The organism is Mycobacterium sp. NGS59 (assembly GCF_059812345.1).
The window spans coordinates 448,193-461,191 of the sequence record NZ_JCALCN010000002.1 but is presented as its reverse complement, the minus strand read 5'-3'; the positions used below and the strand labels follow the sequence as shown (position 1 = coordinate 461,191).

Genomic DNA, 12,999 nt, shown 5'->3' with positions numbered 1-12,999 from the left:
TCCGATCCCCTAGCCGACCACGATCTCGGCGCGGCGGTTCTTGGCCCGTCCCTCTGGGGTGTCATTGCTCGCGATCGGATTGGCCGACCCCATCCCCTTGGCGGTGACCCGGGCGCGCGGCACGCCGTTGGCAATGACGTATTCGGCGACGGCGGTGGCCCGTTGGGTGCTCAGCGGAATATTGACGGCCTCGCTGCCGGCGTTGTCGGTGTAGCCGTTGATGGTGACGCGGGCGTCCGGACATGCCTTGAGCTTGTCGGCCACCCGGATCAGGATGTCGTTGTCCTCCGGTGTCAGGCTCACGCCGTCGTTTCCGAACGCAAGCGGACCACCGGTCATGGCGTTGATGGCGGCCTGTAGATCGCCGCAATTCGCGGCCGCCGCAGGGGCAGGGGCAGGCGGGGCCGGCGTACCACCCGGGGGCATCGGCGTGATCTGGCCTTTGACCACGATCTTGTTGGTCAGGTTGACGTCCGGCCAGGCGGCGGCGGCGGCGCGGCCGATCGCCTCCTTCTGGTCCGGTGTGGTAGCGGTGCCGGTCAGCGTGACGGTGTCTTTCTCGACCTTGAAGTTGAAGTCTGGAATCGGGGCGCCGGCGGTGAAAACGGGTTCGGCGTTGGTGAAGTCGAGGGTGTGCACCAGCGGGTCGATGCGGATCTGGTCGACGACGGCGACTCCCGGCGCCAGTAATCCCTTGAGCGCCTTCATCAATGACGCTTTCGACGCCTCGTCGGGAAAGTCACCGATCAACGTGATGCCGTTGCCGTCGCGGCTGACGGACAGCAGCGACAACGACAGGCTGGGCGCCATCGAGATACTGACCGATGTCGGGGACAGCGTGGGCAGATCGCCGGTTGGGCCGTTGACGGCCATGGGACGCTCGTATGCGCCGTAGCTGATCAGGGCGAGCAGGAACGGGATCAGCGCCAGACCGATCAGCCAGAGCCGGACGAGCTGCCGTCGGGTCGGTCGGTCCTGGGCCACGGGCTCGGCGGGCGTGGGTGCTTCCGTCACACCCACCTCTGAACCGGCCATCGCTCCTCACTCGTTCGTGCACTTCCAGGCGATTAGCAGCCTACCGAGTCCCGGCCCGTTCCCGGGGGAACGTCGGGCAGACTGTAGCGATGGCCAACGGGACTGGCCCGGCGGTCAATCCCCGGTACGACGTCGTGATCGTCGGCGGTGGGCACAATGGGCTGGTCGCGGCCGCCTACCTGGCGCGCGCGGGTTTGCGAGTGCGGGTCCTGGAACGCCAAGCACACGTCGGCGGCGCCGCGATATCGGCACGGGCCTTCGACGGCGTCGACGTCCGGCTGTCACGCTATTCGTACCTGGTCAGCCTGCTGCCGTCGCGCATACTCGATGACCTGGGCGTTCGGGTACGGCTGAGCCGACGCGCGTATTCGTCCTACACCCCGGACCCCATCACCGGGGGACGCACCGGTCTGCTCGTCGGATCACCCGGCGGGTTCGACGCGCTCGGCGCCGCGGCCGACGAGCAGGGCTTCGACGCGTTCTACCGGCGCTCTCGGCTGGTGACGCGGCGCTTTTGGCCGACCCTGCTCGAGCCGCTGCGCACCCGCGAACAAGCCCGCCGGCTCGTGCTGGACGGTGGTGATCCCGACGCGGCGTCTGCGTGGCAAGCCCTGGTCGACGAACCGATCGGGCGGGCGATCGCCGGCACCGTCGGCAACGACGTGGTCCGCGGGGTGATCGCCACCGACGCACTGATCGGCACCTTCGCCCGACTGGACGACCGGTCGCTGCTGCAGAACATCTGCCTGCTGTATCACGTGCTGGGTGGCGGCACCGGCGACTGGGATGTGCCGGTCGGCGGCATGGGCGCGGTGTCGGCGGCCCTGGCCGCGGCGGCCACCGGCTACGGAGCTGAAATCAGCACTGACGCAGATGTTTTCGCGATAGACCCGGATGGCGAGGTGCGCTATCGCCGGCACGACGACGAGTGTGTGCTGCAGGCGCGGTTCGTACTGAGCGGGGTGGGGCCGGTCCTACTGGCCGACCTGTTGGGCGAGTCGGCACCCGCCCTGGCGCCGGGCGCGCAGGTCAAGGTCAACATGGTGCTGCGACGACTGCCCCGGTTACGGGACCCGCGGGTGACACCGGAGCAGGCATTCGCCGGGACGCTGCACGTCAACGAGACCTGGTCACAGCTCGACGCCGCCTACACGAGGGCGTCGGACGGAGACGTGCCGGACCCGTTGCCGTGCGAGGCCTACTGCCATTCGCTGGCCGATCCGAGCATCGTGTCGCCTGAGTTGCCCGGTGTGCAGACGATGACGGTGTTCGGTCTGCACACACCGCCGTCACTGCGCGCGGACGCCGTCGTGCTCACCGAATCCGTACTCGGATCGCTGAATTCCGTTCTGGCCGAACCGATTCAAGATCTGTTGCTCGTCGACGCGCAGGGCCGGCCGTGCCTGGAGACGACGACCACACGGGACCTGGAGCACGCGCTGGGCATGACGGCGGGCAACATCTTCCACGGCGCGCTGTCGTGGCCGTTCGTCGAGGACGACGATCCGCTGGACACTCCGGCACAGCGATGGGGGGTGGCCACCGAACACCCGCGGATCATGCGGTGCGGCGCGAGCGCTCGCCGCGGCGGCGGGGTCTCGGGCATCGGCGGGCACAACGCGGCGATGGCCGTGCTGGCGACCTTGACGGCGAGCAGACGCAAAAGCCCCTGAATTCGGCACGAATCAGGGGCTTTTGCGTCTGCTCGCGAGGGGGTGGTGCCCCCAGCTCGCAGCGAAACTAGCGGCCGTCGATGGCGACGTAGTCGCGCTCGGTGTAGCCGGTGTAGATCTGGCGCGGCCGGCCGATCTTGCTGTCGCTGTCGTCGTGCATCTCGCGCCAGTGCGCGATCCAGCCGGGCAGCCGGCCCAGCGCGAACAACACCGTGAACATCCGGACCGGGAAGCCCAGTGCCCGGTAGATCAGGCCGGTGTAGAAGTCGACGTTCGGGTAGAGCTTGCGCTCGATGAAGTAGTCGTCGGTCAGCGCGGCCTCTTCGAGCTGCTTGGCGATGTCCAGCAGCGGGTCGCCGCCCAGCTTGTCCAGGATCTTGTCGGCCTGTTCCTTGACGATGCGGGCACGCGGGTCGTAGTTCTTGTAGACGCGGTGACCGAAGCCCATCAGCTTGACGCCTTCTTCGCGGTTCTTCACCTTGCGGACGAACTCGCCGACGTCGTCGCCGCTCTCGCGGATCTCCTCGAGCATTTCCAGCACCGCCTGGTTGGCGCCACCGTGCAGGGGACCCCACAGCGCGTTGATGCCGCCGGAGATCGAGGTGAACATGTTGGCGCGCGACGAGCCGACCAACCGGACCGTCGACGTCGAACAGTTCTGTTCGTGGTCGGCGTGCAGGATGAACAGCATGTCCAGCGCGCGTACCACCTCGGGGTCGGCCTGGTAGGGCTCGGCCGGGAAGCCGAACGTCATGCGCAGGAAGTTCTCCACCAATGTCAGCGAGTTGTCCGGGTAGAGGAACGGCTGGCCGACCGACTTCTTGTAGGCGTAGGCGGCGATCGTGGGCAGCTTGGCCAGCAGCCGGATCGTGGACAGCTCGACCTGAGAGTTGTCCATCGGGTCCAGGGCGTCCTGGTAGTACGCCGAAAGGGCGTTGACCACGCTGGACAGCACCGGCATCGGATGCGCGTTGCGCGGGAATCCGTCGAAGAACCGCTTGAGGTCCTCGTGCAGCATGGTGTGGCGCTGGATCTTGCCGGTGAACTCGGCCAGTTGGTCGGTGGTGGGCAGCTCGCCGTAGATGAGCAGGTAGGAGACCTCGATGAACGTCGACTTCTCCGCGAGCTGGTCGATCGGGATGCCGCGGTAGCGCAGGATGCCCTCGTCGCCGTCGATGTAGGTGATGGCGCTCTTGCAGGCGGCGGTGTTGACGAACCCGTTGTCGAAGGTGGTGTGCCCGGTCTTGGACAGCAGCGGACCGAGCGCGATGCCGTCGGCACCTTCGGTGGCGCGGACGATTTTCAGGTCGATATCGCCCCCCGGGTACTTCAGAGATGCGGTGTCGTCGGTGTCGCCCACGAGAACCCCTTTGCGCTCAGGCTGATATGGCTGCCCGCCCTAGGTGCACTAGGAGCGTCATAGGTGAAGGTAGTCGTTATCACGATGGCGTGCCTGCCCGGGGTCAGGTCTGCAGGTCCTGCGCGGCGTGCAGCTAGGACCGCTGCTGCTTGCGACGGTCACGCCTGGGTGACATTCGGCGGCGAACGGCACACCGGTGCGGCGTTCGCGCCTCACCAAACGAGGTAATTCGACATCATGCGATTCCAAGAAGAGACGCCAAGCCGGACTCGACGATCGCCCAGAACACTGCATTCGCAAATGCAGCGAACAACAATAATCCGGCCGGCGCAGCCAAGGGAAATATCAATGCTTCCGGCAGGAACGGCACGAAGTTGTAAAGCAACCCCGCATATCCGATCGCCGCAGCAAGCAACGCCACAGTGGACCCCAGCCTGAATGCGTCCACCCCGGACAGCAAGTTGAGACTCAAGGTGTTGGCGCTTTCCGCGCCGGCATAGGACGTAGCGTTGGTCGTCAAGTTCTGGACGAACTGCTCCTGGTATGCCGAGTGCTCGGGCACAAGTACCCGCCTACTCCAATCGCGTGGACCGCCTTTACTCGACCTTGACTGCCCGTTGAATCCTCTGCCCAACGATGGCCTTCGTGACTACTCTTCAAGACGTGGAACTGGGGGTTTTGGGCCCTCTTCAAGTCCGGCAGCATGGCGCAACCATCATGATCCCGGACACAAAACCGCGCGCCCTACTCACGATGCTCGGGCTGCACGCCGGTTCGGTCGTCTCCGCTGCCACCCTCATCGAACTGCTCTGGGGCAAGGAGCCGCCGCGCACCGCCGGAAAGGCTCTGCAGACTCACATCTCGCTGCTGCGTCGCACCCTCGGCGACGGCTTCGTCTTGACCGAAGGCGCCGGATGGATCCTGGCCGGGACGGAGGTTGACACCGCGAGTTACCGGTCGTTCGCTCGGCGGGGTCGCGAGGCGGCCGCTGCCGGGGACAGCGGCCAGTCGGTGGCTCGCTTCGACGAGGCCCTGGCTTTATGGCGCGGAATCCCCGAACTGCCCGACAGTCAGCGCGGAACCGCCGAGAAGACGCGGTGGGCGGAAGAGCACGCCGCACTGGTGGAGGACCGCGCCGATGCGCTGCTGGCGACGGGCCGTGCCGCAGAGATCATCGGCGAGCTCGAGGCCGTGGTGGCTGACGCGCCGCTACGCGAGCGGCGATGGGGCCAGCTGATGCTCGCCCTGTATCGCGCCGGTAGGCAGGGCGAGGCCCTCGGCGCGTATCAACGGGCGCGGGCGCTGCTCGCCGAGGAGCTGGGTGTCGATCCCGGTCCGGAACTGCGCCGCCTGGAGGCAGCGGTCGTCGCACAGGACGCGGGACTGGAAATCCCTGTTGCGCAGAATCTTTCGACGGTAACCCGGGCGGTGACGTTCCTGTTGACCGACATCGAGGGGTCGACGGCGGCCTGGGAGGCTGACGCTGCGGCCATGGCGACCGCGCTGGCGCGCCACGACGAGCTCGTCGAACAGGTCGTGACCTCACGCGGCGGACGCCTGATCAAGACGCGCGGTGAGGGCGATGCCACGTTCTCGGTCTTCGAACGGCCCTCTGCTGCCGCTGCCGCAGCAATAGAGCTGCAGGAAGCGGTCATTCACGAGCCGTGGACACTGGCCGAGCCGATGAGCATTCGCATAGCCCTGCACACCGGTGAGGTCGAGCTTCGCGACGGCGACTACTTCGGCCGCGCGGTCAACCGGGCAGCGCGCCTGCGCTCGCTGGCCGCGGGCGGCCAGACTTTGTGCTCGCGAGCGACCGCCGAGCTTGTCATCGACTCGCTTCCGGACGATGTCGTGCTTGCCGACCTGGGGATGCGCCAGCTGCGCAACCTCGCGCGCCCAGAACATGTTTTCGAGCTGAGACTGGACACCGACCAGCGCGAGCAAGTCGTCGCCGACGCACCGATAGACCGCCCCGCCCTGCCCGCCGTGTTGACCGCTCCCGGCCCGTTCGTCGGCCGCGGCGTGGAACTGGAACGTCTTTTCACCGCGTGGCAGAGCAGCGGCGCGCACGCGGTGCTGATCGCCGGCGAACCCGGTGTCGGCAAGACGCGCCTGGCTGGCGAATGGTCCCACCGCGCGTATGCACAGGGTTCGATCGTGCTTTACGGACGTTGCGACGAGGACCTCGGCGCGCCGTATCAGCCGTTTGCCGAAGCCTTGCGCGCGCTCGTGCCGTGCGTCGGCGCGGACCGGCTGCGGGGACTGCGGGGCGTCGAAGCGCTGCTCCCCCTGGCCCCCGGGCTGCTGGACGCGGTCGCCGATCTGGCGTCCCCGGCCCGCGCGGACCCTGACACCGAGCGTTACGCACTGTTCGACGCCGTCGTCGCGCTCCTGGAGATCGCGTCGGCCGCGGCGCCGATCGTGCTGATCCTCGACGACCTGCACTGGGCGGCCAAGCCGACGCTGCTGCTCTTGCGGCATCTGCTGCGGTTCGGCGACCATGCCCGCGTGCAAATCGTGGGCACGTACCGCAGCACCGATCTGGACCGCTCCCTCCCGTTGGCGGCAATGCTGGCCGACCTGCACCGGAACGGCACCGCCAGCCGGCTGAATCTGAGCGGACTCGACGAAGACGACGTGACCACCTACGTGGCCGAAGCCGGCTATGACGACGAGGAACTCGCCCACGCCCTGGCGTCTGTCACCGGCGGAAACCCGTTCTTCCTCATTGAGGCCCTGCGTCACGTCGATGAAAGTGGCGGCGTATGGGATCAGAGCACCCTTCCCCAGGGTGTTCGAGAAGCCGTGAGCCGCAGGCTTTCTCGACTCTCGCAGGAGACGAACAAGGCGCTCTCGGCGGCTGCGGTGGTCGGTAGCCGGTTCGGCCTGGAACTGGTCGAGCAGGTGATCGGGAGTGAACTCGTCGACGCGTTCGACGAGGCGTGCGCGGCCGGTCTCGTCGTCGAAGAGCCAGGTGGCCGTTACCGTTTCAACCACGCGATCGTCCGCCAGTCGCTGCTCACCGAGCTTGCCTCGGTGCGGCGGATGCGACTGCACCAACGGATCGCCACGACGTTGGAGTCTCAACCCGGCGCCGAGGACGAGTTGCTGGCCGAATTGGCTCACCACTATTTCGAATGCGCCTGGGCCGGCAACGCGGCTAAGGCCGTTCAGTACTGCCGACGCGCCGCCGACCAGGCGATGGCACGGCTGGCTTACGAAGGTGCCGCCGACCTCTACGACCATGCCTTGCACGCGTTGGAGGAGATCGACGAGGAACTGCCCGACCGTGACGATCAGGCCGCCGCGCTGCTGGTGGCGCGCTGCGAAGCGCTCCTGGCCGCTGGTGATGTAGCTTCGGCGGGTGGCGCAGTTTCCCAATTGCATTCGGTGACAGTCGATTCGGTGCAACTGTCGGCGTGGGCCACCTGCTTCGACGGCCAGTTGTCGATGCTCATCCATCCCGAGCGATTGGACGAGGTAGAAGTCGCGTTGCAGACCGCAGCCCAAGAGTTGGCCGGTTTGGCCGATGCCGCCGGGGAGGCGAAGGCCCATACCGTGCGTGCCGGATGCCTTGCACGCCTTGGGCGTATCGGTGACTGTGAAGCCACCCTGGATGATGCCTTGACGGCGGCGCGGCGCGCGCGCGAACACCGCCGGGTGAACGCGGTGCTGGCCGGTGCGCCGCTGGCGGCCTTATGGGGACCCAACCCGGTGCCGCGGGCCGGCGGACGGTGCCTCGACGTGGTGCGGCTGCTGCGAATAACCACCGACTCGCCAGCGGTCGAGGCCACCTCGACCCGGTGTCAAGCCGTGTTGGAAGCCTTCCGCGGCCGCACGGCCGCGGCCCGGCGGATGATCGACTCCGCGCGTCGGACCGTGACCGAGCTCGGCTTGCGGCCCGCACTGCTCGAAGTCGAGCAGTTCGCCGGGATCGTGGAGCTTGTCGCCGACGACGCGGCTGCAGCCGAGCCGCATCTAATGAAGGCTTACAACGGTTTTCGTCGCATGGGTCTTGACGCCGACACCGCTGAAACCGCTGCCCTGCTGGGCCGCGCCCGCTTGGCGCTGGGCCGAGACGGCGAGGCGGACGAGTTGTGCTGCGAGAGCGAGCGTCTGGCCGGACATGCACTGAAGCCGTCAATCGCGTGGCGCACCCTTCGGGCGCATCTGTTGTCGCGCAGCGGAGCACACGACGAGGCCTGCCGCGTAGCTCAGGCCGCCGTGGGACTTGCCGAGCGTACCGACTTGCTGGTGGACCACGGCGACGCATGCCTTGCCCTGGCAACGGTTTTGGAGGCTTGCGACGACCTCGCGCAGGCCCATGCTGCTGCGGAGCGAGCCGTCGAGCTGTATGAGCTGAAAGGCGCTGCGGCGCTTACCGAGATTGCCCGCAAGATCGTGGAGCAAGATCTCTGCGTAGCCCCGCTGCCAATGCCTGAAGCGCCCAGACTCGAGCCAGAAAACGCCTGTGTGCGAGCGGTCAGACAGGTGGCGGCCGCGCTGGATGTTGAGGCCTGGGACGAATTGGAGCAGTTGTTTGCGCCTGGCGTCGTTGTCGAGAGCCGGCGAAAGATTGTCCGCTTCAATCTGGACGATCTACCTGCTGGCCCTTGGCCGCACCAGGTACGACGGCTCGCTGAAGACGGCGCGCTGCGCTTCCGAATTGTTGGCGTCGTTGCGGTGCGCGGCGAACGCATGGCGGTAACTCGGTTAGCCGTAACCACTTGTGACGACACTGCTGGCTCGCCGCACGACGAATTTCTGCAAGTCTGCGTGTTAGACGAGGATGGCCGAATCGCAACGCAGGTGTGGTTCGACTCCGAAGACCTTGTCGCGGCGATGGCCGAACTCGACGCCGCGGATGCCCGCTTCGAGCAGCAAGCACGGCCGCAGCCTCGACGACCCGAAAACGCGGCGACCCGCGTATGCCAGCGGGTCAACACATATTTCGTGGGCAACGACTGGGACGCGGTGAAAGAATCCCTGGCCGAGCATGTCGTCCAAGATGATCGCCGCAAGGTGGTGGGCTCGGGACTTCGACAGGGACGCAATGCCGTGATGGCCGAACTATCGGTAGTGGCCAAAGCTGGGATCAACAGCATGGCGACGAATACCATTGCGACACGAGGCGGATGCCTAGTACTCAATCGGGTCCAGTCCTCTTTCGGTGACCACCGTCCGGACGCATTCGGCATCGACGTGCTCGCCGTCGTCGAGATCGACGCCACAGAACGGATTGTGGCGCGCGTTGTGTTCGACCTTGACGACTTCGATGCCGCGGTCGCCGAACTCGACCGTCGCTACCTCAGCGGCGAGGCCGCGCCGCACGCTCATACGTGGTCGGTGATTGCACGTGGCCCCGCTGCGGTCAATCGAGGCGAGCGTCCCTCGTTCGCAACGGATTGCGTCAGCATCGATCATCGTCCGGTCTCTTTCGCGCCCGGTGATCTGCTCGACGACCTCAGTAACCTGGGCAATTTCCGAGGCGTCCGACTCTACGTCGAGACCGTACATCGGCTCAGTGACCGTGCCGCGGTGTGTACGCATGTGGCGCAAGGCATTTCGGCTATGGGTTTTGACGCCGAGTGGCGCGGTATCGATTTGCAGATGGTCGACGGTGACAAGGTTAAGCGTTTCGAAGTCTACGACGAGGCGGAATTGGAAACCGCAATCGCAACGTTCGACCGGCTGAGCCGACCCGCACCGCTTTTGGAGAATGCGGCAAGCCGAGTCTACGACCGCTTCAATGCGTACCTCGCGACTCGTGACTGGGACTCCATGGCGGAGATGACTACCGACGACAGCTACTACGACGATCGTCGTCGGTTGATACGCAGCGGTGTTCAACGCGGCCGGGCTGCGCAGATTGCGAATCTGCGGGCCATCGTCGACGTCGGGGTCAGGAGCTGCGAGTCGCGTGTCATCGCAACCCGTGGGGAGCGCCTGGTGCTCACTCGCAGCCGGATGTCGGGCGGCAACCAGCGGCCCGATCCGTTCAGTCTCGAGATGCTTTGCCTCGTCGAAGTCGACGCCGACAACCAAGTGACGGCGGGTATCACCTTCGATGTCGACGACATCGACGCGGCCATCGCTGAGCTCGATGCGCGTTATCTCACCGGCGAGGCGGCAGCTTACGCGGACACCTGGTCTCTCATCGCAGGTGCCTGCGCCTCGTTCAACCGGCACGAACTCCCCGCTATGACGCCCGACTGCGTCAATACGGACCATCGCCGAGGGATATCGTTCACACCCGGTGACTTGACCGCGTACATCCGATCCACGTGGGACGCCGCGCCGGGCAGCAGCATCTACATCGAGGCTGTGCATCGGTTGAGCGGCCGCGGCGCGCTCGCGACTCATGTGCTGAAGGGGAGCTCGCGCGACGGTTTCGAGGCCGAGTGGCGGGCAATCGGTCTTCTCACCTTTGATGGCGACAAAATCAATCGCCGCGAGGTCTTCGAGGAGACAGACCTCGACGCCGCGCTCGCGAAGTTCGATCAGCTCAGCGCGCCGGCACCGCGACTGCAAAACGGGGCAAGCCGGGTGTACGACCGATTACTGGCGTACTTCGCTGCCCGTGACTGGGACGCGTTAGCGAAGATCTGCGCCGACGACCTCTACGCCGAAGATCGTCGCCTTCTGGTAGGCGAGGGCATCGGAACCGGTCGGGATGCCATGGTCAGACAGTTCCGGACGGCCCTCGACCTGGGGGTGACGCAAATGGCTTCGGAGGCCCTTGCCACTCGCGGCGATCGCCTCGTCCTTACCCAGGCCCGGTTTTCGCGCACCGACGAGAAACCCGAAGCGTTTCGCGTCGATCTTCTATACGTACTTGAGATCGACGCCGCCGAGCGGATCTCGGCAATCGTCGCGTTCGATCTGACCGATTTCGAGGCTGCGCTCGAGGAACTCGACGCCCGATACCTGGCCGGCGAAGCCGGCGCTCACGCGCAGACTTGGTCTGTTGTCACACGTGAATGCGCCGCGTTCAACCGGCACGAACTTCCGACCGCGGACTGGGCGGCCATCGACCATCGACGGCTCGCGGTAATCGACGCGACCGATCCCCAAGTAGCCATGCGCGACATCTGGGACGTCACACCAGAACTCAGCATGCTGATCGAGTCGGTACATCGGCTCAGCAATGTGGGAGCGGTGGGCACCTATGCCGCGTGGGGAAGCTCGCCAGACGGGTTTGCCGTCGAGTGGCGAATGATCCTTGTTCTGACTGTCAAAACCGGTCGGATCAACCGCGTCGAGGTGTACGACGAGGCCGACCTCGAAGCCGCACTCGCAAGGTTCGACGAACTCCCACGGCCTGGACTGGAAAACGCGGCGAGCCGGGCAAATGACCGAAACTTTGCGTACTTCCGCGCCCGCAACTGGGCGGCGTTGGCCGCGATCCTGACCGACGACAGTTTGGTCGATGATCGCCGGCGCGTGACGAGTTCCGGATTCTGGGACGGTCGCGACGTCGTGGTCGCGAACCTGCAAGCCCTGGCCGATACGGCGCCGTCGACGTGGACCGTCGTCGCGACCCGCGGGGAGCACCTCGCCCTCACTCGCATCTGTTCGCCGAACCGGGATTTGCAGCAAGGCGACTTCAGCAGCGACATGCTCATCATCGTCGAGGTCGACACCGACGAGCGGATCTCGGCGCAAATCGCTTTCGATGCCGATGACTTCGATGCCGCCTTCGCGGAACTCGACACCCGCTACTTCGCCGGCGAAGCGGCGGCTCACGCACGAACGTGGTCGGTGACTATGGCCGCTTACGCCGCCCTCGACCGGCACGAGCTGCCAGCAATGACGCCGGACATGATCAGCGTCGACCAGCGGAAGGGACGATCATTCGAGTCCGGAGACCTAAGCGCATTTCTTCGTGCCACATGGGATCTCATGCCGAACTCCAGGGGATTTATCGAGGCTGTGCACCGGCTCGGCGACCACGGGGCATTGGTCACGTACGCGTGGAGTGGGACATCAGCCCAGGGCTTCGACGCGGAGTTCCGGGAACTGAGCATCACGATGCGCACCGCTGACCAGATCAGCCGCGTCGAGCTCTTTGATGAGAACGATCTCGGCGCCGCGCTTGCGCGCTTCGAGGAAATGCGGCCGCAGGCACCGCGACTGGAAAACGCGGCGAGCCAGGCGGGTGGGCGCTATCTGACGCTTCTCGCGGCAGGCAACTGGGACGGCATGGCGACGATACTGGCCGAGAACATTTTCACTGACGATCGCCGTCGGGTGGTGGGTGCGGGAGTCCGAAGCGGTAGAGATGCCCTGACTGTGGACGTGCGCGCGATCGCCAACCTGTCCACTATGAACGTGACGTCGGCCGTCGTAGCAACCCGCGGAACACGGCTCGCCCTTCTCAGTAGCCGCTTCTCGAATCGCGATCCGGCTTCCGAAGCGTTTTCTACCGAGGTACTCGTCATTGTCGAGACCAACTTCGACGACCGGATTGTCGCGGCTGTCACGTTCGACATGGACGACTTCGACGCCGCTTTTGAAGAACTCGATGCCCGATACCTCGCAGGCGAAGCGGCCACCCATGCATTCGTTTGGTCGCTAATTTCAGGCACTTACTCCGCGTTCAACCGGTACGAGTTTCCCGCAATGGATTGGGTCAACGTGGACAACCGGCGAGGAACGCCGTTCTCAGCCAGCGACCTGACCGCCGTAATTCGTACCTTCCGGGATTTCACCCCGGAGTTCAGGGTCAGAATCGAGGCAGTGCATCGGCTCAGCAACCTCGGAGCGGTCATCACCAATCATTCGTATGGCTCCTCGCGCGAGGGCTCTGACCTCGAATGGCGCATGATCCAAGTGGTGATTGTCGAACGCGACCGAATCACCCGCTGCGAGCTCTTCGCCGAGGAAGACCTTGAGGCCGCGCTCGCCAAGTTCGACGACGCTCAGTGA

Annotated in this window: 5 protein-coding genes; 2 read left to right on the top strand and 3 right to left on the bottom strand. The window is 65.6% G+C overall.

Going from position 1 to position 12,999, the window contains the following annotated elements; genetic code table 11:
• Nucleotides 1–9: 9 nt before the first annotated feature.
• A complete protein-coding gene (gene arfA / locus AC5Y46_RS04740; protein ID WP_499945498.1) occupies nucleotides 10–1,035 on the bottom strand; it encodes a channel-forming protein ArfA/OmpATb in 1,026 nt (341 codons plus the stop codon).
• Between the two features lie 89 nt (nucleotides 1,036–1,124).
• Here arfA and AC5Y46_RS04735 point away from each other — a divergent pair, with 89 nt between their 5' ends.
• The gene (locus tag AC5Y46_RS04735; protein WP_499945500.1) at nucleotides 1,125–2,708 is read left to right on the top strand and encodes a phytoene desaturase family protein; all 1,584 of its coding nucleotides are present in this window, start codon (nucleotides 1,125–1,127) and stop codon (nucleotides 2,706–2,708) included.
• Nucleotides 2,709–2,775: 67 nt separating this feature from the next.
• Here the strand turns inward: AC5Y46_RS04735 and AC5Y46_RS04730 are convergent, their stop codons facing one another.
• Together AC5Y46_RS04730 and AC5Y46_RS04725 are read right to left on the bottom strand one after the other, a co-directional pair.
• Entirely contained in the window at nucleotides 2,776–4,068 is a 1,293-nt protein-coding gene (locus AC5Y46_RS04730; protein WP_499945501.1) for a citrate synthase, read from the bottom strand.
• 235 nt (nucleotides 4,069–4,303) lie between these two features.
• Nucleotides 4,304–4,630 carry a hypothetical protein gene (locus AC5Y46_RS04725; protein WP_499945502.1) on the bottom strand — a complete coding sequence of 109 codons (327 nt, stop codon included), beginning with the start codon at nucleotides 4,628–4,630 and terminating at the stop codon, nucleotides 4,304–4,306.
• A gap of 101 nt (nucleotides 4,631–4,731) precedes the next feature.
• Between AC5Y46_RS04725 and AC5Y46_RS04720 the strand changes: the two genes are divergently transcribed.
• Nucleotides 4,732–12,999 carry a BTAD domain-containing putative transcriptional regulator gene (locus AC5Y46_RS04720; protein ID WP_499945505.1) on the top strand — a complete coding sequence of 2,756 codons (8,268 nt, stop codon included), beginning with the start codon at nucleotides 4,732–4,734 and terminating at the stop codon, nucleotides 12,997–12,999.

Bases quoted from the DNA above. Each gene is read 5' to 3' on its own strand.
- arfA (WP_499945498.1), bottom strand. From the start codon at position 1,035: ATGGCCGGTTCAGAGGTGGGTGTGACGGAAGCACCCACGCCCGCCGAG.
- AC5Y46_RS04735 (WP_499945500.1), top strand. From the start codon at position 1,125: ATGGCCAACGGGACTGGCCCGGCGGTCAATCCCCGGTACGACGTCGTG.